Source organism: Nostoc sp. FACHB-280 (assembly GCF_014697615.1).
Taxonomy (GTDB): Bacteria; Cyanobacteriota; Cyanobacteriia; order Cyanobacteriales; family Nostocaceae; genus Nostoc_B.
In genome coordinates, this window is sequence record NZ_JACJSD010000001.1 from 60,210 (window position 1) to 84,648 (window position 24,439).

21 protein-coding genes are annotated in these 24,439 nt (G+C 39.3%); 16 read left to right on the plus strand and 5 right to left on the minus strand.

Going from position 1 to position 24,439, the window contains the following annotated elements:
* Positions 1–99 precede the first annotated feature (99 nt).
* Complete coding sequence (locus tag H6G75_RS00260) at positions 100–612, minus strand: DUF1622 domain-containing protein (protein ID WP_190978015.1); 513 nt, start codon at positions 610–612, stop codon at positions 100–102.
* A gap of 107 nt (positions 613–719) precedes the next feature.
* Between H6G75_RS00260 and H6G75_RS00265 the strand changes: the two genes are divergently transcribed.
* From H6G75_RS00265 to H6G75_RS00280, 4 genes are all read left to right on the plus strand, one after another.
* Positions 720–1,574 carry a DUF72 domain-containing protein gene (locus H6G75_RS00265; RefSeq protein WP_190978016.1) on the plus strand — a complete coding sequence of 285 codons (855 nt, stop codon included), beginning with the start codon at positions 720–722 and terminating at the stop codon, positions 1,572–1,574.
* A gap of 261 nt (positions 1,575–1,835) precedes the next feature.
* Complete coding sequence (locus tag H6G75_RS00270) at positions 1,836–2,276, plus strand: hypothetical protein (RefSeq protein WP_190978017.1); 441 nt, start codon at positions 1,836–1,838, stop codon at positions 2,274–2,276.
* Between the two features lie 153 nt (positions 2,277–2,429).
* Complete coding sequence (locus tag H6G75_RS00275; RefSeq protein ID WP_190978293.1) at positions 2,430–4,034, plus strand: glycosyltransferase family 39 protein; 1,605 nt, start codon at positions 2,430–2,432, stop codon at positions 4,032–4,034.
* Between the two features lie 429 nt (positions 4,035–4,463).
* Positions 4,464–5,081: a hypothetical protein gene (locus H6G75_RS00280; RefSeq protein ID WP_190978018.1), complete on the plus strand. Its 618-nt coding sequence runs from the start codon at positions 4,464–4,466 to the stop codon at positions 5,079–5,081.
* Positions 5,082–5,208: 127 nt separating this feature from the next.
* On the opposite strand, the gene H6G75_RS00285 is transcribed toward H6G75_RS00280, so the two are convergent.
* Positions 5,209–5,613: a four-helix bundle copper-binding protein gene (locus H6G75_RS00285; RefSeq protein WP_190978019.1), complete on the minus strand. Its 405-nt coding sequence runs from the start codon at positions 5,611–5,613 to the stop codon at positions 5,209–5,211.
* Positions 5,614–6,325: 712 nt separating this feature from the next.
* Between H6G75_RS00285 and H6G75_RS00290 the strand changes: the two genes are divergently transcribed.
* Positions 6,326–6,961, plus strand: a complete 636-nt coding sequence (locus H6G75_RS00290; RefSeq protein WP_190978020.1) for a restriction endonuclease subunit R — start codon at positions 6,326–6,328, stop codon at positions 6,959–6,961.
* A 2-nt stretch (positions 6,962–6,963) separates the two neighbouring features.
* Here H6G75_RS00290 and H6G75_RS00295 read toward each other — a convergent pair whose 3' ends face one another.
* Positions 6,964–8,472, minus strand: coding sequence for an NAD(P)/FAD-dependent oxidoreductase (locus H6G75_RS00295; RefSeq protein ID WP_190978021.1), 1,509 nt, complete (start codon positions 8,470–8,472; stop codon positions 6,964–6,966).
* Positions 8,473–8,556: 84 nt separating this feature from the next.
* On the opposite strand from H6G75_RS00295, the gene H6G75_RS00300 reads away from it, so the two are divergent.
* From H6G75_RS00300 to H6G75_RS00310, 3 genes are all read left to right on the plus strand, one after another.
* Entirely contained in the window at positions 8,557–9,339 is a 783-nt protein-coding gene (locus H6G75_RS00300) for an ABC transporter ATP-binding protein (RefSeq protein WP_190978022.1), read from the plus strand.
* 16 nt (positions 9,340–9,355) lie between these two features.
* A complete protein-coding gene (locus tag H6G75_RS00305) occupies positions 9,356–10,792 on the plus strand; it encodes an MlaD family protein (RefSeq protein ID WP_190978023.1) in 1,437 nt (478 codons plus the stop codon).
* A gap of 360 nt (positions 10,793–11,152) precedes the next feature.
* Complete coding sequence (locus H6G75_RS00310) at positions 11,153–11,560, plus strand: hypothetical protein (protein ID WP_190978024.1); 408 nt, start codon at positions 11,153–11,155, stop codon at positions 11,558–11,560.
* A gap of 154 nt (positions 11,561–11,714) precedes the next feature.
* Here the strand turns inward: H6G75_RS00310 and H6G75_RS00315 are convergent, their stop codons facing one another.
* The gene (locus H6G75_RS00315; RefSeq protein WP_190978025.1) at positions 11,715–12,920 is read right to left on the minus strand and encodes an acyl-CoA dehydrogenase family protein; all 1,206 of its coding nucleotides are present in this window, start codon (positions 12,918–12,920) and stop codon (positions 11,715–11,717) included.
* Positions 12,921–13,108: 188 nt separating this feature from the next.
* Between H6G75_RS00315 and H6G75_RS00320 the strand changes: the two genes are divergently transcribed.
* Both H6G75_RS00320 and H6G75_RS00325 read left to right on the plus strand, forming a co-directional pair.
* Positions 13,109–14,470, plus strand: coding sequence for an AAA family ATPase (locus H6G75_RS00320; RefSeq protein ID WP_190978026.1), 1,362 nt, complete (start codon positions 13,109–13,111; stop codon positions 14,468–14,470).
* Positions 14,467–15,333 carry a DUF4435 domain-containing protein gene (locus H6G75_RS00325; RefSeq protein WP_190978027.1) on the plus strand — a complete coding sequence of 289 codons (867 nt, stop codon included), beginning with the start codon at positions 14,467–14,469 and terminating at the stop codon, positions 15,331–15,333. The genes H6G75_RS00320 and H6G75_RS00325 overlap by 4 nt, the downstream gene beginning before the upstream one ends.
* A 30-nt stretch (positions 15,334–15,363) precedes the next feature.
* Here the strand turns inward: H6G75_RS00325 and glsA are convergent, their stop codons facing one another.
* The gene (gene glsA, locus H6G75_RS00330; RefSeq protein ID WP_190978028.1) at positions 15,364–16,356 is read right to left on the minus strand and encodes a glutaminase A; all 993 of its coding nucleotides are present in this window, start codon (positions 16,354–16,356) and stop codon (positions 15,364–15,366) included.
* An 816-nt stretch (positions 16,357–17,172) separates the two neighbouring features.
* Here glsA and H6G75_RS00335 point away from each other — a divergent pair.
* From H6G75_RS00335 to H6G75_RS00360, 6 genes are all read left to right on the plus strand, one after another.
* A complete protein-coding gene (locus H6G75_RS00335; protein ID WP_190978029.1) occupies positions 17,173–18,282 on the plus strand; it encodes a septal ring lytic transglycosylase RlpA family protein in 1,110 nt (369 codons plus the stop codon).
* 284 nt (positions 18,283–18,566) lie between these two features.
* Positions 18,567–20,171, plus strand: coding sequence for a bifunctional pantoate--beta-alanine ligase/(d)CMP kinase (locus H6G75_RS00340; protein WP_190978030.1), 1,605 nt, complete (start codon positions 18,567–18,569; stop codon positions 20,169–20,171).
* Between the two features lie 650 nt (positions 20,172–20,821).
* Positions 20,822–21,424 (plus strand): superoxide dismutase, encoded by a 603-nt coding sequence (locus tag H6G75_RS00345; RefSeq protein WP_190978031.1) that lies wholly within the window; start codon positions 20,822–20,824, stop codon positions 21,422–21,424.
* 261 nt (positions 21,425–21,685) lie between these two features.
* Positions 21,686–21,892, plus strand: coding sequence for a hypothetical protein (locus H6G75_RS00350; protein ID WP_190589992.1), 207 nt, complete (start codon positions 21,686–21,688; stop codon positions 21,890–21,892).
* A gap of 118 nt (positions 21,893–22,010) precedes the next feature.
* Positions 22,011–23,036: a phosphoribosylformylglycinamidine cyclo-ligase gene (gene purM, locus H6G75_RS00355; protein WP_190978032.1), complete on the plus strand. Its 1,026-nt coding sequence runs from the start codon at positions 22,011–22,013 to the stop codon at positions 23,034–23,036.
* A 377-nt stretch (positions 23,037–23,413) separates the two neighbouring features.
* A complete protein-coding gene (locus H6G75_RS00360; RefSeq protein WP_190978033.1) occupies positions 23,414–24,100 on the plus strand; it encodes a PHP domain-containing protein in 687 nt (228 codons plus the stop codon).
* The last annotated feature ends 339 nt before the right edge of the window (positions 24,101–24,439 follow it).

Sequence of the window (24,439 nt, forward strand, 5' to 3'; positions counted from 1 at the left end):
TTACGCAAAAATTCCCACAAAGCTTAATTTATCGAACCGCCAAGTCGCCAAGAACGCCAAGAAATCATAGAGTCTGCGTAAGTCCTATCTATCTCAAATCTACGGTGTGTTTTCAGGTTGTTCAGCATTTTGATAACTTTTAGAACGACTTTGTTCTACCTGCTGAATTTCTCGTTCTAAAAAGTAATTCAGTAATGTTCTTAGTAGTACAATTGCCCCTAAATTGAGAATATCTTGGCGTGTAGGTGCAACAGCCGTTCTTAAAATGTCACTAGCAACAGTAAATTCTAAGCCCAAAGCTAATACCCGCCCCAACTGCAACCGCACCACTTCTGTAGAATCAATATGTTGTCTAGAACGAGAAAAGGTTTGTAGCAGATAAAGCAATATTCCACGAATCACAGCCAGTCCAATTACCAGTGCGGCGGAGATTTCGGCGGTGGCGGCGAGATAACCAACAATTAATTTTAACCATGATTCTAACGGTGCTTGTGCTGCCTCTGTTTGGTGAGTTTGTTCGACATTGAGGCTTAAAAGTAAAACTAAACCGAAAATTAATGCTAGAGGTAGTAGAATTTCTAACAAAGATGCTGATAAAGATTTTTGCTGCATAGTGATTGTATGAGTTCTCCCGTTTTTATTTTTGGGAAAAACAGCACCAAGCGATCGCACCATCCATAAGCCTTTACAATTTAAGTAATAACACTCAAGGCTAGTCAGTGAACTTTTTTATTGGTTGTGCAGTTTGGGCGTATAAAGGTTGGGTGGGTGAGTTGTATCCTCCAGGGACTCGCGCTACTGATTTTTTGCGTCTTTACAGTCGTCGCTTGACTACGGTTGAAGGCAATACTACCTTTTATGCTGTGCCTAACCAAGAAACTGTCAACCGTTGGGTAGCCCAAACACCTCCAGGTTTTGAATTTTGCCTCAAGTTACCACGCGATATCACCCATAAAGGTTTACTCCAACCCAATATTTCCGCAGCTTTGAAGTTTTTAGAAGAAATGCAGCCTTTAGGGAAACGCTTGGGGCCGATGTTTGTCCAGCTACCTCCCAGTTATCCAGGGAAACTAATTGATGATTTAACTGCTTTTCTCGAAGCTTGGCCAAGGGAAACAGCACCTCTAGCTTTAGAAGTCAGACATTTAGATTGGTTTAAAGAACCTTACAGTAGTCAATTAACAGCGTTGCTAGAAAATCTTGGTGTTGGAAGAGTATTGTTAGATTCGCGTCCGATCTACAATGGCGAAGATGATCCCCAGTTACAATCAGAACGACGCAAACCAAAATTACCTGTACAATTCAGCGTTACAGCACCTTTTAGCTTGATTCGGTTTATTTCCCATCCCACATTATCTGAGAATCAGCAGTTTATGGCCGAATGGGTAACTCAGATTCAAAAATGGTTGCAGGCGGGGACAAAAATCTACTTCTTTGTCCATTGTCCTTTAGAAGAGCGATCGCCACACAACGCCCGTCACTTTCAACAGCTATTAGAACAAAGCGGTGTTTCAGTTCCGCCTTTACCTTGGAATCACCTAGAAAATCCACCAAATCAGCTAAGTTTGTGGTAAATTCTTCCCGATATTTCAGGACTGACACACAAAATATTCAACTCATACTCACTTCAAAAAGAGTAATAATAGTTATTGCAAGACATTTTTAATAAAGCGGGAGTCGTTCTCTTTTTTAAGAAGGGCATTATATATCCCTGAGCAAATTTGCTAAGAGGATATTAACAATGCTTAAAAATAACCAAGAGAAATGGCTTGATTTTTTATGTGGATTGTGATTGGGGCGATCGTTGGTAAGCAGTTTCATCAAAGGAGGTTCAGATGAGTCGTCTTCTTTATGAAAAATCAATTTCATATCAAGGATATCTCATCATTCCGTTTGTTTACGGCAAAGCTGATGCTTACGAAATCTATTCCTACAAACTGTTGTCAGAAATCGGCAATAAAAGTAGATTTCACAAAACCGAAAATCCAGCAGGCATCTATGGTAATAGCATTAATAATATTATTGATATTGCCAAAGAACATCTTGACAAAAATTTAGAATTTATCAGTCAACAAGATTGTTTTAAGTCTCGCTATATTTTCCGTAACAACTTGATTATCATCTTTCAACAAAATGGTAAATATTTCTACGACCATTATCCACCAGAGTTATTGAATAATATTGCCGCCCCAAAATTATTCAATTCCGAATATGAATGCTTGAGTTGGATACAAACTGGGTTGAATGGACAATATGTCCGACAGCAAGCAAGCTAAACCAAAGTCATACTTGACATAAACTAATGATGGTTTGGTTGGTAAGGATTTTTCTTGATTAACCAAGCCATCACTAAAAATACTCCACTTCCCAAGCTAAACTGGCATAAACAGCTTTCTTACCTAGCCATTAGCCTCTATTTTGCAGAATTAATGTTGTATAAGTTACCTCGGTTGCAGTCTATTTGGCAACAATTTCGCTTATCAGCCGCATTTCCTTATCTCAGCTTGTTAGTTTGGCTACTGCCTTTATTATTATTTACCTCTGGGCAGAATAGTTTGATGGCACATGATGAAGGGCTGTATGCTTGGCGGGCGCGTCGGATGTTTGATTCTGGCGATTGGATAGCACCTTGGGGTACTGTGCATCATAAAACTCCTGGTTTTTATTGGATGATTGCCCGTGCTTATACAATATTTGGGATGAGTGAAGTTAGTGCCAGAATTCCCAGTGCGATCGCGGGAATTTTGTGCTTATTTCTCATATATGAAATCGGCAAAATTATTTTAAATCAAAAATTAGCTTGGTTAGCTGCTGCTATTTTGAGTGTAGAATTTTTGTGGTTGCAATATTGCCGATTAGGCGCACCTGATGTGCCGATGATTTTTTTAGTTTTATTGGCTATTTTTTCTTTAATTAAAGCTGAAGTACAATCAAAATATTCCTCTATTTGGCGATTTGTAGCAGGTTTATGTTTAGGTTTAGGCTTCTTAGTCAGAAGTTTTATGATTTTCTTGCCAGCAATGGCATTATTACCTTACCTTATTGGTGAAAATCGTCGTCATCGCCATCTTACCAACCCGATTTTATATTTGGGTTTAATATTAGGTTTTATCCCCACTTTCATCTGGCTAGTGTTAAGTTGGCAGCGTTATGGTACAGATAGTTTAAATGCTTTATTACAATTTGTTTTTCAGTTAGGTTCTGAAGAACGAGCCGGAAATGGGATTATATTTTACTTTTGGAATGTGCCTTTAAAAGCATTTCCTTGGGTGTTTTTCAGTGTTTTAGGTTTAATTATTGCCTGTCGTCGTCCTATTGTTAATTATCATTTATTATTAGTTGGTTTTCCGATAGTTTTATTTACCGAACTCAGTATTTTCTCAACGCGATTATCTCACTATAGTCTTGGTCTTTATCCTTTCATTGCCTTATTAGCCGCATTAGGTTTAGATTGGTTGGGTAAAATTTACGAGAAAACACAACCATCTAAGCATCTTCCTCGTAATTTAAGTTATTGCTGTGGTGGATTAGGTGTTTTACTTTTATTAGCAGGTATGTATCTTTTAATTTGGGGTAATGCAGAGATTAGCAAATATGCACCCCTGGGCTTAATTGTGGGATTGAGTTGTTTAATTTTACCTGGTGTGTGGATTTGTTATCACCACTACAATTACAAGTTTTTTACCGCAAATTATTGGTTAGCTGGGTGGTTGATTCCCTGTTGGTTAGCTTTAGCGGTTGCTGGAAGTTTGGGATTAATTGGTGATTATAATCCAGCCTTTAGAAGATTTTTCCATGACCCTGCGATCGCATCTATTTTGCAAACTCAGCCCATTTATTTTGTCAAACTTGATGGCAAAAATACTGTACTCTTAAATTTCTACACACCCATTCACGGAAAGACTTTAGATACAATTTATCAACTACCAGCTTCTAGCTACGCTTGGATATATTTAAAAAATTCTCCTGATTTATCTCGCCCTCATCGCGTCGTTGGGACAGTGCAGAATTATCAGTTAATTCAAGTGAAGTAAAGAAGTGACAGGTTACAGGGAAATAGTCAACGTTTATTCTTAATTTCCACTGAACGTGGTGGTGTTCAGAATTTTGATTTCTTCAACAAATAGAGATGTTAAATGTAATACCATTTCACGAAATTACTGATAGAAATCGCTTCCTCTGCAACTCTGCTTCTGGTCGCCGAGCGAAGTCGAGGCGCTACTTGCATATCCGTATCATTTTTAAAGTGAAATGGTATAACGTCTCTACATTGTTTTGTGCTTTGCTGTAAATAAAATTTTGATAATTTTTCGATATTTAATCACTTTTATTTATGAGATTAAACAAAAAGAGTGTTTGATTTTACTAATCAAAATGAATATTTTGAAGATGTATTAGCGTTCATCGCCTTAAAAGCAAATTTTTATATATACAACAGGATGCTTCTAACAAGGAGGAAGTCAATGAAAGCCTGGAAAATGTTGCTGTTTGCTATGTTATTTTTCGTGAATTTTTTCGTCGCTCAACCTTCTTGGGCTGATAAGATGTCAAAAATTAGTCCAGACTATCCAGTAGTCGTACAAAATCTGAATAGTCTATTAATGGCTAGAAATAATCCTGAACAAGCTGGTTATACCGCAGAAGAATTACAGCAAAAAATTGCAGCACTTCAATTACAAAAACAAACTCTAGAAACTTCTGAAGATTGGGCTAGTTGTCGGAACGAAACAGGAAGGCCATTGGCAATTTATACTCGTAAGCCAGAAGATGCAATTCCTAACAGTCTCTACTATTTAGGAAATCGCCAAACTACAGATGAAGATTGGGACTGTGATGCTGTTTATTTACCAAATGACGCTCAAGTTGCAGGTTTTAATTTACCCGCAGGAGAACCAGCGATTTTGAAGCTTGTTGATGGCGCACAACTTATTGCAAGAATTAATCCCACTACGCAACAAATTCAATTTGATGTACCACCTGCATTAGTCGAAGTTCTCAAACCTGAACAAGTAACTTGGAATGTTCCGAATTTAACTCAAGCAGATATTGATCTCCAAATTCCTAACGCTCCAAATGATTGACATTAAATGAGTTAACGGCGATATCAGTCACGATATCGCCGCTTTTTTTGAATTTGGATTTTAATCACTTTAATGCACCTATCAGTTTTTGTAAGAGACGTTGTATACAACGTCTCTACAAAGTTTATTAGCGAAATAAAAGTACATCTTCTGTAACTAAACTAGCTCTGCGAAAATAAGAAGCAGAATTTAGAGCCATTGCTTTACAGTGTTCTGCACATTGACGGCAAATAGCAGCGCAGAATCTCATTGTAGGGTCTTCACTCATTTGTTCACAAGTTATTGCTGTGCGATCGCACATTTCCGCACACAAGTTACAAGCATTACCCATAAACTCGGAACCGTCGTTAATCATATTGACGCACATCATACACATTTCCGCACAGTCCCGCATCATCGACATCATGGTCATGTCTATATATTGACTCCCCCGATTTTTGCAGTATTTGAGAGTATCAATACAAGTAGTGTGACATTCGATGCAGCTTTCTTTGGTAGCTTCTACAGATGTAATTATAGATTCAGTCATCATAAGAGCAACTTCCTAAAATCTTAAATGCTGTGAGATAGTTCTTAATTAGTACGGTAAATGTTTATTTTTGGGATTTCAATAGGTTGTCAAATTCCTAGAACTCGAAGATCACTAAATCTATGAACTTGCTGTAAATTTAGCTGTTAAGTGGAATTTCTGCACAACCGAATTAGCCAAAATCCTGATTAATTAAGGCTGGAAAATATTTCACTTTTTCGTCAAGTCTTAATTATGAGAACTGATTTCCCACTCCAACGCGGGACATTTACGGTTGCTGTGTCTGTATATAAGTAGCAAAATCTCAGACTTTATTTGCCTAAAACCAGAAGAATTTTTTCCAATTTCTATCACTACAATCTTTGTTTATCAAGGCTTTTAGCCATTGTGAGCAATGAAAGTATGTTTCTAGAAAATATGCCATGAGTACATATACTCTAACTTATGTAATGTCAAGCTTTCCTGACTTTATTGCGGAATGTTGCGGATATGAGGCTCGACAGATGAGGGAGAAAGGGTAGACAAGGGAGAGAGATGTTTATCAATCATTGAGGATTGCTATAGCAGTCCTCAATATGATTTAGATACAGTTTTGAGTAAATGAGGTATGAAACATAAAACCCAACGTTGTGTAGAGACGTTACATGTAACGTCTCTACAGTATTTCATGAATATGCAAACGGCTATAATTACTACTAATACCTAATATCCATCTATGACATTACTTAATGCTCGTAATTTATCTTTAGAAGAAGTTCATCGGCTGTTTGGCTTTCAAAAACAGTATAATGACTCATTTTCTAACTTATTATCTTTAGAACCCATAAGCGAAGAAGAACAGCAAGAATTAAAGCAAATTCAAAATGATTTTGATAGATATCTTACTTCAGGCAAAGTTTCAGAAGGACAGGTAAAGTTTCTGGCAATTGCACCTTTACTGAAGTTGGCTGGCTTTTATCGATATCCAATTGAAATTCTGTTAGAAGAAAACATTGCTGATATTGAAATAGAAGATGAAGACAAAATAATTAAAGGTAGATTTGATATTTTAGCGATTAGTAAAGCCAAACATACAAAACCTCAAGCATATTTCTGGTTGCTATTAGTTGAATCTAAAAATAGTCAAGTTGATATATTTACTGGATTACCTCAATTACTAACTTACGCTTATAAAGGTTTAGACAATCAGAAATCAGCTTGGGGTTTAACTACTAACGGTAGGAGTTATCAATTTGTTTATCTAGAACAAGGAAACCCGCCAGTATATCAACTGCTACCGTTGTTAAATTTTATGGAATCTATGCGGGCAATGGAATTATTGCAGGTTCTGAAAGCAATTTGTCAGTTATAAAGTTAAATTTGCCAATTTTTTAATAACTCTGCTGTTTGCGATCGCTCCACCAAGCTATTTGCACATAAAATACCAGAAGCGGCAACTGCTGGCACACCAATTCCGGGCATAGTGCTATCACCAACACGATATAAACCAGAAATTGGCGTGTGTGTACTGGGAAACATCCCCTTACCCGCAGCGATCGCCGGGCCATAGGTTCCCTGATATCTTCGTAAATAATGGGTATGAGTTAACGGTGTCCCGATCAGTTCTAACACTACACGTTCTCGAATATCGGGGATAATTCGCTCTAAGGCGCGATATAAAGTTTGGGCTTTCTCTTGTTTCTTAGCTTCATAACCCTCATTTCGTTCCCAACCTGCAAAGGGTTCTAGGGTGTAAGCATGAACTACATGATGTCCCTCTGGCGCGAGGGTTGCATCCCACACACTAGGAATAGAAATCATGCAAGTATTACCAGGGGTGGTGATATCTTGGTCAGAGTCGTGAACGACAACATGATGTCCTGTTAAATTTTCTAAGCCATCCCCACGAATACCCAAATGTAAATGAATGAAACTATCAACGGCGGGTGTATTCAAAGCAGTTTGACGGTAAGCTGTGGGTAAATCTTCAGGACGCAATAGTTGATTGTAAGTATCCCAAATTGTGGCGTTGGAAATCACAATCGGTGCTGACAGAATTTCGCCATTTTTTAGCCGTACACCCACAGCTTTCCCCGACTCCACAAGAATTTGCTCAACATGACAGCCTAAGCGTAACTTACCACCCCAACGTTCTAACCCACGCACCAAAGCATTGACAATTGCGGCGCTTCCTCCTACCGGGTACTCTACGCCACGCCCCCGTTCACCCAACATAAAAGCGACTTCTGGGGCAATTGTGCCATCTGCCTTTAAACCAGAAAGTAGAAAACATTCTACATCGATGAGTCTGCGTACCCAAGGGTCTTTGACAGTGGCATCCATCACAGTGCCGGCAGAAGACTGCACCAAAGGCAAGTACGGTAACATTTTACCCAGCGATCGCACATAATTCAGTAACACAAAAATTACCTGCCAATCAGCCCGTAAAGCCAAAGCTGGTATATCTTTCATCCCTTTATACAAACCTAATAAGCGATTGGCAAAATTCTGAAACTCTGCTGCACCTTGGGGTGTAATTGTTTGTAACTCCTGATGCAATCTTTGAAAATTGCTGTAAATTGCAATACTCGCTTCAGGAAAATGGTAGTGTCCTAAAGGATCATAGGGTATAACTTGAAGGGATTCCCCTAGAACATCCAGAACTTGTTTTACTGGGTTCAAACTATGGGTGCCTGAGAGTCCACAATAAAAAGAGGGGCCAGAATCAAATTCAAATCCTCGTCGTTTAAAGCTATGGGCTGCACCACCGGCAATTGTATGGCTTTCACAGACAATTACCCGCTTGCCATACCGCGCAAGCAACGCCGCAGCACATAACCCACCAATACCGCTACCGATGACTATGACATCGTTGTTTGTCATTTGTCCTTTATCCTTTGTCCTTTGTATAAATCTTAATGACAAATGACCAATGACCAATGACCCTTGACTAATGACTTTTGAGTAATGACTGAACCACTAATTGAACTGAAAGGTGTTTCTAAGTCCTTTGGTAACAATAAGGTTTTAGATAATGTGGACTTGACAATTTACCGAGGCGAAGCACTGGGAATTATCGGCCCCTCCGGGACTGGGAAATCAACAATTTTACGAGTGATAGCCGGACTAACTAACCCGGATGAGGGGGAAATTTATGTCCAAGGAGTCCGGCGCGAAGGGTTAATAGAAGATGGTGCTGACCCCATTGGTATTGGAATGGTATTTCAGCAAGCGGCGTTATTTGATTCTTTAAATGTAGATGAGAATGTCGGATTTTTACTGTATCAAAATTCCAAGTTACCGCGATCGCAAATTCAAGAACTAGTCAAAGAAAAATTAGATATGGTGGGTTTACCAGGAATAGGTCATCTCTACCCCTCGGAACTTTCTGGTGGGATGCGGAAACGAGTAAGTTTTGCCCGTGCAATTATGTCCAACCCCGAAAATCCCAAAGAAGGGCCAGAAGTTTTACTTTACGATGAACCCACAGCCGGACTAGACCCCATTGCTTCGACAGTCATTGAAGACTTGATACGTGATTTACAAGGTATGCAAGGAGTTTGCAGTACTTATGCCATTGTTACCCACCAAGATAGTACGATTCGCCGGACAGCTGATAGACTAGTGTTTCTCTACCAAGGTAGAGTGCAGTGGCAAGGTACAGTTACTGAGATGGATAGCACCGACCACCCATTAATTAGACAATTTATGAGTGGGAGTGTGCAAGGGCCGATACAAGTTGTTGGTTAGGTGGTTGGAGGAACAAATGCGAGAATTAATTACAAACCGCTTCACATCTAGACGAACGCTGAGAGAAGGTTCAGTCGGGTTATTACTCTTGCTGGGTCTGGGTTCCTTTGGGGCGATCGTTCTGTGGTTAAATGGAGTGAGTGCCGGACGTAGCTCGTATAAGTTCATTGTCGAATTTGCCAACGCTGGCGGAATGCAAAAAGGTGCATCCGTTCGTTATCGTGGCGTAAAAGTCGGCAAAATTTCCGACATCCAACCCAAACCCAATGCAATTGATGTAGAAATAGAAATTGCTCCCGCCGATTTAATCATTCCCAGTGATGTCAAAATAGATGCTAACCAAAGTGGCTTGATTAGCGAAAGTATTGTCGATATTACACCTAGAACATCACTAGTTGCCAATGTCAAAGCCAAACCTTTAGAGAAAGGCTGTGACCAAAGTTTGATTGTTTGTAATGGTTCTCGCTTAAAAGGTCAAATTGGTATTAGTGTTGATGACCTAATTCGCAGTAGCACTGAGTTAGCTACTTTGTACAACGATCCAAAATTTTATCAAAGAGTTAACCGACTTTTAGAAAGTTCTGCCGCCGCCGCCACCAGTGTCGCCGCCCTCAGTCAAGATGCTAGAGGTTTAACAAAAGGCTTCCAAGGACAGCTAAATACATTTAGTGCAACCGCCAATTCTGTACAACGCGCCACAACTGAACTCACTGCATCTACTACTAAAACAGCTAATCAATTAAGTGTAACTGCTAGTCAGTTTGGTGCAACCGCCAAAGAATTTGGTTCAACCGCGACGACAGCCAATCGTTTGCTAACTAACTTGGATGATTTGGTCACTACTAATCGTTCATCCTTAGTCGGTGCTTTGAATAATATTACCGAAACTAGCAATCAATTACGCGCTACAGTCGCTAGTTTATCACCATCATTAAATCGCCTAACCCAAGGCGAAGTAATCAAAAATTTAGAAACACTTTCAGCTAATGCTGCCCAAGCTTCTGCTAATTTACGAGATGCCACCAAAACTTTAAATGATCCCAAGAATGTCTTATTACTACAACAAACATTAGATTCAGCCAGAGTCACTTTTGAAAATACCCAAAAAATTACATCAGATTTAGATGAATTAACAGGTGATCCCAAATTTAGAGACAATCTCCGGCAATTGGTTAATGGTTTGAGTGGTTTAGTTTCTTCTACACAAGAAATGCAGCAACAAATTCAGTTTGCCACAACTTTAGATGCGATGAAACTAGCAGTAATTAAACAAAATGTCGTATTTCCAACAGCAGTGGCATCTGAACCATCAACCTTAATTAATTCCACAAATCCTGTTATCAAAACTTTAGAAAAAGAACCTCAAATTAGCAATTCAGAAACTCTGAATACTTCCCAAGAAAAGTTATTGCAACAGCTACGAGAACATAGTAAACAACAAGAACCAAAATAGGAAATTAAAGTAAAATAGCAGAAGGCAGTGGTTCAACTGCGCTCACCAAACGGATGTAACTTCGCTCAACCCTTTTTTAGTAAGGCTACTGAGCATTGAGCGACTTGCCTTGAGCGGAGTCGAAATACGTCTTATAAATAAATAACTGTGTCTACCTACTTACACCTTCTTTACTGCAACTTGATATAAAGCTAGAAATTGTCAACCTCTCAACTGCTATACATCTCAAGATATAGAAGCAATATAATTTTTGGATTTAAATCTATTCTTAAGATAGTAGATATACTTGCTGCAACATCCTAATCTAGTTCTCGAAGCTATGAAACAACATACTTTACTTTAAATTCGAGGACATTTATTATGGCTAATGAAAAATTTAAAAAAGCAGTAGATTCATCCGAAAGAGCAGAAGTAGATACTTATGATAGAGGCATTGTTCCTGCTGAAACTGCTGCCCGGAAAGAAAGAGAAGGAGATTTATATAAAACATTACCCACAGAAGAAAGAGAAGCCGAAGCCCCTACTGATGACCAAACCGACGCAGAAAGTATCCACACCACAGACGGTTACACAGTAGATAAAGAAGGTTTATTAAATAACTACGCAATTGAACCAGAAATGTATTACGAAGTTCCTGGTGATGCACGTCAAGAAGTTGCAGAAGATAGCGCACAACGCCTAGAGGAACTTCAAGAAGTTAAAGAAGATAAGGAAGGCGAGTTAAGCGAAGAAGGTGACAGACGCGGTAGAGGTCAAGGAATAATTTAGTACTTGAAGATTACAGCAGCCAGAATAGAGAATTCTGACTCCTAGATTCCATTTAGAACACTCTCACTTGCCAACTGTTTGATATAACTCCACCAAGAACCTCTCTTAAACTTTTTAGGAGAGGTTTTATTTTACAGCACTTTCAACTCAGCACTCAGTCAGCACTTTTATTAAGTGCAGCTTTTCCTAAAGATTGACAAATCACATCATTTTGTGGTGTGTGAATACGACTGCATAAAACATCACGATAATGTCTTTCTAACGGATTTTTTTTCATTAATCCAGGATTACCAATAAGTTCTAAACCAATTTCTACTGCACGAATTGAATTGGTGGTGCTGAGATATTTGACAGCTTGTGCTTGTAATTCTACATTAGGTTCAGACTCACCTTTATCAACTCCTTGTGCCAAGTTGTAAATTAGTTGGCGGTTAGCATATAACAGTGCTTCGATTTCACCGACAGCTATTTGGAAGCGTGACAAACTAGCCAGGGGTGTTCCCAAATTTGACGGAGTGCGATCGCCCAGGTATTCTATTAACCAGTCTCGCGCAGCTGTGGCAACTCCTAAATACAAAGCACTTAATGTCAAGCTATTCCACACTGCTGTCATCGGATCTGGTGGTGATTTAATAGCAACAAGACGAATATCTAAAGCATATTCATCGGGAATTAGCACATTCTCTAAAATTAAATCATGACTCCCAGTCGCTCTCATTCCCAAATGATCCCAAGTTTCGACAATTCGTAACCCAGGTAAGTCACGGGGAACTAAAAAATTACCAACTTGGGGTTCATCTTCGGTTGTTTTTGCCCAAACCACAAAGTAGCTGAGAATTGGGCTACCTGTGGTGTATTGTTTATGTCCGCTTAATAGCCAACCTTGTGTTGTTTTTTGGGCGGTTGTTGCTGGTAAACCGCCTCTAGCTGGTGTACCTAACTCTGGTTCTACACGGGCGGCGTTGATCAGGGCAGAGTTGGCGATCGCTTCCCGACAAACTTTCTTGTATACTTCAGGATGCCAGGAACGGTTACGATTAGCTTTAGCATGTTGCAAATAGTGCATATTCAACACTAAAGCTGTAGAAGCATCACCACGGGCTATCCCCTCTATAACTTGACAAATACTAGCCAGCCCTAAATCCTGTCCACCCAAATCACGGGGAATAGTTAAACCCAACAGTCCCGCTTCATGCAGCGCCGTAAAATTCTCAAAAGGAAATGAACCATCTTTATCATGCACTGCGGCGCGAGTCGCAAAATTTTGTGATAGGGTTTTAACTTGATCAAAAAGTGACAAAGAAGTTTCTAAGCCTTGATTTACGAAAGTTTCTAGTAATAGTTGCTGCACTTGTGACATATATATGTTATTAAATTTGTGTTTACAAAGGAGTCATAATAGTTTTTAGGACACAAAGTAATCTTTAGCTGCTTTAGCTTAGAGGTGTGCCAGCTAAAAAATCCATTTTTGTGTCTTCTGTACATTCTAGAAGAATATAAAGGATACAATCAAAGTCATAAAGCCAATGGCTATAGGACTCAATGATTATGAGAATTAAGCAAATTTCCGTCAATGGCTTATTTGGAATTTTTGACCATGTAATTCCATTGAATATGGATGAACGGATAACTATCATTCATGGCCCCAATGGTTTTGGCAAAACAGCTATATTGAGAATTTTGAATAATTTTTTCAATTCTGAATATCGAGAATTGAAAACTATTCCATTTATTAATTTTAGAGTTGAATTTGATGATAACAATAGTAGTGTTCTTGAAATAGTCATAAATCCTGAATATGCAGAAAATTCAAAAGAAAGCAATATCATGTTTAATTTATTAGAAAATAATATAAATAAAGATTCCTTTGCGGTCAAGCCAATTAGTTTTTCATCCGAGAGAGAATATTCAGTGAGAGTTATTGATTCTGGGATACAACGGAGTTATTTAAAAACAATTGATATTTCTAATGAAACAATTCTTTTTTATAAAGACAATTCCGAAGGCATTCCTTTTATAAATTTATCAAATTTTAATGCACGAGAAGAGCCTGAATGGTTAGAAGAATTGAAAGAAAATATTCATATTCGTCTTATAGAATCACAACGATTGCTTAATTTTTTGCCTAAACGTTCTTCTAAACAGTCTGCTGAAATACCTTCAATGGTATCAACTGTGTCTGCCTATTCTGATGAACTTGCTCAACTGATGCAGCAGAAATTTAAGGAATACGGCACAATATCTCAATCTCTTGACAGAACTTTTCCAATCAGAGTAGTCAAACACCAGCCATCTGCGGATTTAACAGATGAACAATTACGTCACAAATTAAGTGAACTTGAAGCAAATCGTTCTCGGTTAATAGAAGTTGGTCTTTTAGATAAAGAGGAAGATTCAGAAGTTCAAATCCAGCCTCAAGATATAGATGAAAGTACTAAAAATGCTTTGTCTGTATACGTTGAAGATATGGATAAAAAGCTGAGTGTTTTTGCAGAAATTGCCAGCAAAATTGAACTATTAAAGAAAATCATTAATAATAAATTTGCTTACTCTTATAAAGAGATAAATTTTAGTAAGGAGAAAGGTTTTGTTTTTACAACACTTTTTAATTCATCATTATCTAACTCCAAATCTAACACCAAAACTCTTTCGCCAACGGATTTATCATCAGGTGAACAACATGAGTTAGTTCTGTTATACGAACTTCTATTTAAGGTTCAACCTAAATCTTTAGTATTAATTGATGAACCAGAATTGTCACTTCATGTAGGTTGGCAAGTTCAATTTTTAAAAGACTTGCAAGAAATTACACAACTTGCAGATTTGGATATATTAATGGCAACACATTCACCAGATATCATTCAAGATCGCTGGGATTTAACGGTTGAACTGAAAAGGCCAGGAAAGTGAGAGAGTTTGTAACGGTTGAACGTGTTGCTAACTACATACGATTACGAAGAAGTACATTTACAGGAACCTTTTTATTAGTAGAAGGAAGTTCTGATAAAGTTTTCTATCAACGATTTGTTGACGAATTAGCTTGTGAATTAGTGGACACTTCAGGAAAACCCTCTAGTAGACAGAATGCTATTGATATTCTAGAAATTTTAGAGCAATCAAATTTTCAGGGAGTTTTAGTAATTGTCGATGCAGATTTTGATCGGCTTAAAAGTTTAGTATCTAGCAGTCATAATTTGCTTTACACCGACACCCATGACTTAGAAACAATGCTGATTCAATCACCAGCGTTAGACAAGGTACTGGCTGAGTTTGGTTCTGAAGAAAAAATTGCCCAGTTTAAGCGAGATGTCAGATTAACATTGTGTGAAATTGGCATCTCAGTAGGTTATTTGCTGTTGATATCTCTGTCTGAAGGATTAAACCTGACTTTTGAGGGTATTACATTTAGCAAGTTCATTGATGAGCAAACACTACAAATTAATGAACTGCGAATGATTCAAGAGGTTAAGAATAAATCTCAAGCCTACTCGTTAAAAGACGAAGAGCTGCAAAAACAGTTGATTAGTCAGAAAAACAACAACCATGATCCTTGGCAAGTCTGCTGCGGTCATGATTTAGTAGAAATTCTTTCCCTTGGTTTACGTAAGGCGCTTGGTACTAACAAAGCTGCTGATGTTGAACCAAACGCTCTTGAGCGTAGTTTAAGACTCGCTTACGAAGAAGTCTACTTTTGCAAGACGCAACTTTATTTCAATATTCGCACCTGGGAAAGTCAGAATCAGCCTTTCAAGGTTTTGCGAAATGACACATAGCAGTTCTAAATAACTGACAAAAAAATCTACTCATTCCCCACTCTCGATTTTTGAGCTTCCACCCCCGCAGGCAAACATGTGTAGACACAATTGCTGGGAAAGTTCTTTACACACTTCAACTCCCCGCACGCTGTTACCTCGCACATCTAAGGGTGGCGAAAATACTCCTATTCCCATTTGATTCGGTACAACTGCGAGAATTCCGCCACATACACCACTTTTAGCGGGAATACCAACTGTATACGCCCATTCTCCTGCAAAGTTGTACATTCCACAGGTGTACATCACGCTGAGAATATCCTTTATATATTGATGGTCTACAGCTCGTTTACCTGTGATGGGGTTAATTCCTTTGTTTGCCAATGTCGCCGCCATAACTGCTAAGTCATGACAATTCACTATCACGGCACATTGCTGAAAATAAAGGTCTAATGCTTCTTCGATATTTTGGTCAATCATACCGAAGTTCAGCATCAGGTGAGCCATTGCGCGGTTGCGATGTCCGGTGCTGCGTTCGGAAGTAAATACTGATATATCTACAAATACGTCATGACCGGTGTAGCGGTGGAACATATCAAGGACGCGGTTGAGACGTTCGGTTGCACCAGTTCCTTTGATTAAGCTGGTGGTGGCGATCGCACCAGCATTTACCATTGGGTTATATGGTCGCTTCGATCGCTCATCTAAAATAATTGAGTTAAATGCGTCTCCGGTTGGTTCTACGCCAACTCTTGTCAACACATAATCTCGCCCATGATCTTCTAGTGCTAGTCCGTAAGCAAACACTTTCGACATGGACTGGATAGTAAATAGTTGTTGATAATCTCCAACTTCATACACTTGGCCATCTACAGTCACGATGCAAATGCTAAATAAATCCGGGTTTACTTTAGCTAATTCTGGAATATAGTTGGCGACTGCACCTTCTTGCAAAGACTTGTACTTAGAATGCAAGTCTTGGAGAACGGACAACAATGATGATGAATTTATTTCTAAATCTCCTGAATTTGCTTGTTTTGCCATGAAGCTAATAGTTTATATAAGAAAATCATAAATGATCAATTAGTTCAATTTTGAGGTAATTTTTGCTACATTGTAAAACTCGTTAATATACGTCCACTCGCTTTTTTTAATTTTCTCATTCTTATTTTTCTTTTAATTGTAAAAAATATTAGTTGCAAAAGCACCTAATTTTTTTGTTCCTGAATAGGGGAAATACTGGTTTCTTAGATTACTTTTGTTTTTCGGTAAATTAGTATATTTCCTTGTAATTATTTACTACATTAGTTTTTTTAAAACATTCATTATTTTTGTCAAATAAAGGATAATATTTGCCTAAAGTCTTTGATATAACTAGTTTTTAACCAATTATAAAGATTATATGAATCTAGTCTAAATCAGTATTGACACTTGTTTTTTGACTTTAATATATCTAAAACTTATAGCTAATATTTTAAAAATCTATATGTTCTATAACATACAAATTTTTTGAGGAAACCAACATATAAATCAAACAAATTTCGCTAAAATCTAATCTGAGAGGAATGTAAAGTTTTAATAAGAAAAATGTTAGTAGTCGGAAAAAACGCTACACAGCCAAAATCCGCATTTGAACAAGGTTTCACTGTTTTGATGAGCATTTAAATTTGAGAAATTGAGGTTTGATTACGCTAAAACCCTGATCCCCAAGTCCAAAAGTTCGTGTTAGTCTGTTGCAGTTATGAAAAACAAAGTGAAAGCGGAACGAGTTCGATTTTAAGGAAAACATTTGCTGTTTATGGCAATAAATTCCGTTAATCAAAAAAACTACTGTTCTACAGTCGCTTGAAAATTGGACGCATGAACCAAAGACATTTGTGGACTATTGTCGCCTTGTTTGTGACTCTTACCGGGATACCCTCAATGGGTCGCACTCAAACTACAACTCAAACCACCAAGGAAATTCAACCAGTTTCCCAAAAACCATCTAATGGTGATGTGGTGAAGGTAGGTGAGTACCAATCCCCTACAGAGAAACAAAACTCGGATGCTGTGATTACAAGCATTCATTCTCACAGCGTTGGAAGTCGCCAGGCGGCAACCCTGTACATCCGGAACATACCAGTACTCACTTTCGTGGGTTCCAAGCCAGTTGCGAGTAGTGAAACGAAACAAGGTGTTGTAGGAGAAGGAGGGGGCGTGCAGTCGTACGCCCTTATTGCTGGAAACTCAACTAAAGTGGCAAGTACTGGCAATGTAGTAAGTTCCGGGAACCAAGTCGGCGCACTAGAAAATGACCCAGTTCAACGAGCTAGTGCGATCGCAGCTAAAATCAACCAACTGATTCAAGACAACGTTGATGCCAACGACATCACAGTCAGTTGGAAAGATAGCAAGACTGCTAATTCCGCCCAAGATAAAAGCTCTACTGCACAGCAACAGTCTAGCGATCGCTATACAATCAAAATCAAAGACCAAGAATTGGTGGAAATCAACGAAAATACCCGCCTAGCAGACACCACCAACAATCTGGCACAAGACGCATTACAAGCAACCAACCGCCTACGCAGACTCATTGGTAACGCATCTCCCATCGATAAAATCGCTAACTTACCATCGCGTTCACCATTGTCCATCCCACCGTTACCACAACAAATTGCCGTTGGTAACATCAGACTTACCTTTAGAGGCATGGCCTCCTTTTATGGCTATGATGGCTCAGGCAGCATGACAGCCAGTGGACAGAGATTTAATCCCGAAGCCATGACTGCTGCACACCGCACCTTACCCTTTGGTACAAGAGTTCGTGTCACCAATACCCGTAATGGTCGTTCTGTCATAGTACGTATTAACGACCGTGGCCCATACATTCGGGGTCGAGTCATCGACTTATCCACTGCTGCTGCCCGCACTATCGGCATGATTGGTAGTGGTGTAGCACCGGTGCATATCGAAGTACTGGGACGATAAGTCTGAGGTAATTTTTCAGGATGCCAGGACAGTTTGACATAATTTTGGATTTCTCAGTTCCCAATCCAAAATCTCAAATATCAAATCCAAAATTTATTGGCTGTTCGGCGTAGTGTTTTCCCTCAACGCGCTTGGCGCAAATTTAATGACAAAGGCTCAATTTTAAAATCTCATCCTGCATCCTGCAAATTTACCTATTTTTTATATTCCCCTAGTTCTCGCATTTTTTCCCCAGTTTCAGATATAAACTAACGGGGGAGGTTTAGAAGAACTAGGGGAATTTTGTGCGCCTGTTGACAACAGTCGCAGCTTTACGCTGCTATTTAAATAAACTTCGCTCAGATAGCCAACTGACAGCTTCAGAGGATTTGGTTGCAGATGAAATGAGCAGTTGGGATCGGACAGCAGTTGGTTTGGTGCCGACAATGGGCGGCTTACATCAAGGCCATTTAAACTTAATTAAACGCGCCAGACAAGAAAACTCAACGGTGATTGTCAGTATTTTTGTCAATCCCTTGCAATTTGGCCCTAATGAAGATTATGCACGCTATCCGCGCACATTAGAGCAAGACCACAAATTATGTGAAAATGCGGGAGTTGATGCGATTTTTGCACCTACTCCGGACGTGATGGGAGTAAGAGCGAAAAATATACAAGATTCTTTAATTACCCAAGTCATTCCTCCATCTGCTATGATATTAGGTTTGTGTGGCCGTTCTCGGCTAGGTCACTTTCAGGGTGTAGCAACGATTGTGACAAAGCTTTTGAACTTGGTACAGCCTGACCGTGCCTACTTTGGCCAAAAAGATGGTCAGCAACTAGCGATTATTAAACGACTAGTGGCTGATTTAAATTTGCCTGTAGAAATTGTTGCTTGTCCGACAGTCCGAGAAGCTTCTGGTTTAGCTTTTAGTTCGCGCAATCAATATTTGAGTGCGGCTGAAAAAGAGCAAGCGGCGGTTTTATATCGAGGCTTAAAAAAAGCTGAAGCTGCTTTTAAATCTGGTGTGCGTCATAGCAGCCAATTAATAGCAGTGGTACAACAAGAAGTGGCTAGGGTGAGTACTGTTTTATTGGAATATATTGAATTGGTTGAACCGACTACGTTAATGTCATTAGAAACAATTGAGGAGGAAGGAATGCTGGCGATCGCAGCTCGTCTTGGTTCTACACGTTTGATTGATAATACCATTTTGCGCGATCGCCAACCCATCATCGCTATTGATGGGCCAGCCGGAGCCGGGAAATCTACTGTAGCACGCCAAGTCGCTGCGGAGCTAGGGCTAGTATATCTAGATACGGGGGCGATGTATCGAGCGATGACTTGGTTAGTGATTCAAAAAGGAATTGCCCTGGATGATGAATGCGCGATCGCGGAATTAGCGCATACTTGTAAAATTGAACTCACTCCCAGTCAAGATTTAAAATCCCCGGTACGGGTTTGGATTGATGATGTTGATGTGACACAAGAAATTCGTACTATTGAGGTCACATCTAAAGTATCTGCGATCGCAGCCCAAACTGCTGTACGTCAAGCTTTAGTTAACCAACAGCAAAACTGGGGTAAAAAAGGTGGTTTAGTCGCCGAAGGCCGAGACATTGGTAGCCATGTCTTCCCCGATGCCGAAGTGAAAATCTTTTTAACCGCCTCAGTTAGTGAACGCGCTCGTCGTCGCCAGCAAGACTTTAAAAAACAAGGTCAACCCGAAGTAAGTTTAGAACAACTAGAACGGGACATAGCAGAACGCGACTGGAAAGATAGCACTCGTAAAGTTTCCCCCTTACAAAAAGCTGCGGATGCAGTCGAACTTCAAACCGATGGGATGAACATCACTGAAGTTACAGCCCAAATCATTAACTACTACCATCAAAAATTATCTCAATGGTAATTATAGAGATGAGTATTTAGTTTTCCTGGAAGCCGAGCTAATAGGGTGTGTTAGGCGTAAGCCGTAACGCACCAAAAGTTTTGTGATAGATGTGTTAGCGGCAGCGTAACACATCCTACGTTTATTGCAAAAATCAAATATGATTCCTGATATATATAGCTAGACTTTAGCGTTGTAGATTATATTTTAAGAACTTTGAAAATTAATTCATCCTACTTAAGACTGACTTGCAAATTTGATAATGACTCCACCTTAAGGTAGAAGTATCTCAGGTTAAGAATTAACTAAATAGATGTGTGGGCAAATAGTTGCCACAATATTATAAACTCTGACTGTAAAAACCAAAGTTAATTGCCAAAGCATTACTTCTTTTCATTCCCCCCTGGCGCTGGGGGGAATATCTTTCTATGTTTAAAATACCTGAGCGTTTAAATATTAGTTGTTTTTATTTAAAGCTTTGATGGCATCGGCATTTGACTTATAACAAAAGTCTTTTGTTTTCATTATCACTTTGGTAGTAGAATGACGATGTTAAGTTTTATGATTCTTGAGTTCAAGGACATCAAAACTCATAAACACAAAACCTGTAATTTTCTAAGCTTCCAGTAATAGCTTTAGGCCGGGAAACTGTAAAGAGAGGATTTCATAAAATGGCATTTACACAGCCCCCCTTACCCTTTGACTTTAATGCTTTAGAGCCTTATGGTATGAAAGCTGAAACTTTCGAGTATCACTATGGCAAGCATCACAAAGCTTATGTCGATAACCTCAACAAGCTCACCGATGGTACCGAACTAGCTGATAAATCCTTAGAAGAAGTAATCCAAATCTCCTTTAAAGATTCCTCTAAAGCAGGTATCTTCAACAATGCAGCACAAGTTTGGAACCACACCTTCTTTTGGAACAGCTTAAAACCATCAGGTGGCGGCGCACCCACTGGTGAAGTTGCAGCCAGAATTGACAAAGATTTTGGTGGCTTCGACAAATTCAAAGAAGAGTTCTCAAATGCGGCGGCTACTCAATTTGGTAGCGGTTGGGCTTGGTTAATTGATGATGGTGGTACTCTCAAGGTTATTAAAACACCTAACGCCGAGAACCCCTTAGCCCACGGCAAAAAAGCATTGCTCACCCTTGACGTTTGGGAACATGCTTATTACATCGACTTCCGCAATGCGCGTCCTGCATTCATTAAGAATTTCTTAGACCAATTGGTTAACTGGGACTTCGTTGCAGAAAATCTGGCTAAAGCATAATATTTATCTGGCAGAAGGTGATTGTAAACTTCTGCTAGATATCTAAAGTACAGATATTCAATTGATATCGAAAATATCACTAACAGTCACGACTCATATTCGTGGCTGTTTTTGCTTCATTTAAATCTTCTGCGAACACGGTAGAAGCGATCGCGCCTCTGAATTATCTTGAAAGATAGAGAGTCAGAATTTGAAAGCCGCGTTGGTAATCAACTTCTTAATTCTTTTTGCCAAAAAAAACATAAAAAAAACCAAAATATTATGGATAGCACAGAACTAGCACAATATCTCGAAGCCACGGATAGCATCACTAAACCTTGGATGCTAGTACAACTACGCCTGAAAAAATTACAAGAACGCCGCGACACAATTTCTGAAGATACCTACGCGAATGAGTTAGCAGATATTCACCAAGATTTAATGAATCTGGGTGAATGGTGGCGTGGTATAGAAGATGAGGTCTTCTAATGCGGTAATATCAATAGTCCATACTCAAAAGTCTAGAGTCAATAGTTGATAGTACATTGACTAATGACCATTGACTAATGACTGATGACTAATGACCATTGACTATTAACTAACTCTTATGGATTATCGGGATGCAGGGGTTGATGTTGAGGCTGGTAGAGCCTTTGTTGATCAAATTCGCAATTTAGTTCACAGTACTTTTCGGCCAGAAGTACTCGGTGGACTAGGTGGTTTTGGCGGGTGTTTTCAACTTCCCACAGGTTACAAGGAACCAGTGCTGGTTTCGGGAACCGATGGTGTTGGGACAAAGTTGAAAATTGCCCAAACTCTCAACCGTCATGACACCGTGGGAATTGATTTAGTGGCTATGTGCGTCAATGACGTGCTGACATCTGGTGCAGAACCCCTGTTTTTTTTAGATTATGTAGCAACAGGTAAATTAGATAAAGAACAGTTGACACAGGTAGTAGCGGGTATAGCTGCTGGCTGTAAATTGGCTGGTTGTGCTTTATTAGGCGGAGAAACAGCAGAAATGCCCGGTTTTTACCAAGTTGGAGAATATGACTTGGCTGGGTTTTGTGTGGGAATTGTCGAAAAAAGTCAGATGTTGGATGGTTCACAGGTGCAAGTGGGGGATGTAGCGATCGCACTTGCTAGTAGTGGTATACATAGTAATGGTGTCAGCTTAGTCCGTAAAATTGTTAGTGATGGTGGTTTTTCTTGGAGCGACACCCCAGAATTATTAGGTGGCGAAACCATCGGTGAAACTTTTCTCAAACCAACTCGCATTTATGTCAAACCAGTTCTCGCCGCCCGTCAAGCTGGCTTAGAAATTCATGGAATGGCGCATATCACAGGCGGTGGTTTACCAGAAAACTTACCCAGATGTTTAAATAAAAATCAAGCAATTAAAATTAACCCCAACAGTTGGCAAATTCCCGCCCCATTTCAATGGTTAGCTGAAGTCGGTGCAGTCAGCAGCGAAGCCATGTTCAATACTTTCAATATGGGGATTGGATTTGTACTCTTAGTCCCGCCCCAGCAAGTAGAACGAACAATTACCTTTTTCACATCACAAAATATTCCCGCCTTCGCAATTGGCGAAGTAATTTCCGGCACAGGTACGCTGGAGGGATTGGTTTAGTTGGGAATGGGTTTGAGGGGGTAGACAAGGTAGACAAGGTAGAGGGGGTAGACAAGGTAGAAAGACCGCTCCCTTGTCTTCCTTGTCCTCCTTGTCTCCCTTCCCTTCCCTCCTCTGGTATTCATTTGAAAAACCCGCGTCAGTATTTACCTGAATTTTTGAGAAAAATTTTTAACTGACACTTATTAAAGCAATCGAAAATACTCATGCTCATTATCATTTAGATTTGCTAACGTAGTCTTAACATATTGCAAAATTAAGCTGAGTAAGCTAACTGAATACTTCCTAGTACTGATTATCTGTGCTGGTGATTTCTTATCTATAGGTGTGGTGTTTGAGTTTGTGAATAACTGCGTATATTTGTGCAGAGGATATTTATGGTGATGAATTGTACGCGGACATCGACTTCTTGCGAACTTTTAAAACAAGTATTCCAGAAGATAGATGCCCAAAGTTGTCCGAGATTCTTTAATTTTCACATGCACACTGTCTATTCTGACGGGAAGTTAGAGCCGAGTGCATTGATGGAACAAGCGATCGCAATTGGCTTAAAAGGATTAGCGATTACTGATCATCACAATATTGGTGGCTATTTAGCCGCAAAAGCTTGGCTAGAAGACTGGAAGTGGAACAATCCTGACAGTACTATTCCTGATTTGTGGAGTGGTACAGAAATTAATGCCAACCTCTTAGATAATGAGGTTCATATTTTGGCTTATGCCTTTGAACCAAATCACTCCAGTATCAAACCCTACTTGCAAAGACATGCTCTCACGGGTAGAGAATATGAAGCAATTAACGTGATTGCGGCGATTCATGAAGCTGGTGGATTAGCAGTTTTAGCACACCCCGCACGTTATCGGCGATCGCATTTTGATTTAATTGCGGCGGCGGCAGAACAAGGAATTGATGGTGTAGAAAGTTTCTACGCTTATAATAACCCTAACCCTTGGAAACCAAGTCAAAAAGAATCAGAACAAGTGCAACAGTTAGCTAGTGAATATGGCTTGTTTAATACCTGTGGTACTGATACTCATGGTTTAAATTTACTCCAGCGATTGTAAATGTATATTTAATTGCCTGAACTACTCCTGGTTGAATCAGCCAGGGGAATATACCATTTTGGATTTTAGATTTTGCGAAAAGTTGCGTGGGCGGGTTCCCCGACTTGAGCAAACTTTTCAAGACAGATTTTGGATTGGGTAAGGGTTGATTAGTCAGCTTTTCAGGCTTTGATCTGTTGTAATCATTTTTTAAAACGATCTCCTTCCATAACCAAGCTTTATCAAGCTAATATCTACATTTACGGTTAATTTTATTCCAAAAAATCTATCAAATTCACTCAAAATAATTCACAGCTTTAAATCCTCGCCTTTTGAATCAAAGGCGGGGATTTTGTTATG

Coding starts and splice junctions, on each gene's coding strand:
- H6G75_RS00260 (WP_190978015.1), bottom strand. CDS start 612: ATGCAGCAAAAATCTTTATCAGCATCTTTGTTAGAAATTCTACTACCT.
- H6G75_RS00270 (WP_190978017.1), top strand. CDS start 1,836: ATGAGTCGTCTTCTTTATGAAAAATCAATTTCATATCAAGGATATCTC.
- H6G75_RS00275 (WP_190978293.1), top strand. CDS start 2,430: ATGTTGTATAAGTTACCTCGGTTGCAGTCTATTTGGCAACAATTTCGC.
- H6G75_RS00280 (WP_190978018.1), top strand. CDS start 4,464: ATGAAAGCCTGGAAAATGTTGCTGTTTGCTATGTTATTTTTCGTGAAT.
- H6G75_RS00285 (WP_190978019.1), bottom strand. CDS start 5,613: ATGATGACTGAATCTATAATTACATCTGTAGAAGCTACCAAAGAAAGC.
- H6G75_RS00290 (WP_190978020.1), top strand. CDS start 6,326: ATGACATTACTTAATGCTCGTAATTTATCTTTAGAAGAAGTTCATCGG.
- H6G75_RS00295 (WP_190978021.1), bottom strand. CDS start 8,472: ATGACAAACAACGATGTCATAGTCATCGGTAGCGGTATTGGTGGGTTA.
- H6G75_RS00300 (WP_190978022.1), top strand. CDS start 8,557: ATGACTGAACCACTAATTGAACTGAAAGGTGTTTCTAAGTCCTTTGGT.
- H6G75_RS00305 (WP_190978023.1), top strand. CDS start 9,356: ATGCGAGAATTAATTACAAACCGCTTCACATCTAGACGAACGCTGAGA.
- H6G75_RS00310 (WP_190978024.1), top strand. CDS start 11,153: ATGGCTAATGAAAAATTTAAAAAAGCAGTAGATTCATCCGAAAGAGCA.
- H6G75_RS00315 (WP_190978025.1), bottom strand. CDS start 12,920: ATGTCACAAGTGCAGCAACTATTACTAGAAACTTTCGTAAATCAAGGC.
- H6G75_RS00320 (WP_190978026.1), top strand. CDS start 13,109: ATGAGAATTAAGCAAATTTCCGTCAATGGCTTATTTGGAATTTTTGAC.
- glsA (WP_190978028.1), bottom strand. CDS start 16,356: ATGGCAAAACAAGCAAATTCAGGAGATTTAGAAATAAATTCATCATCA.
- H6G75_RS00335 (WP_190978029.1), top strand. CDS start 17,173: ATGAACCAAAGACATTTGTGGACTATTGTCGCCTTGTTTGTGACTCTT.
- H6G75_RS00345 (WP_190978031.1), top strand. CDS start 20,822: ATGGCATTTACACAGCCCCCCTTACCCTTTGACTTTAATGCTTTAGAG.
- H6G75_RS00350 (WP_190589992.1), top strand. CDS start 21,686: ATGGATAGCACAGAACTAGCACAATATCTCGAAGCCACGGATAGCATC.
- purM (WP_190978032.1), top strand. CDS start 22,011: ATGGATTATCGGGATGCAGGGGTTGATGTTGAGGCTGGTAGAGCCTTT.
- H6G75_RS00360 (WP_190978033.1), top strand. CDS start 23,414: ATGGTGATGAATTGTACGCGGACATCGACTTCTTGCGAACTTTTAAAA.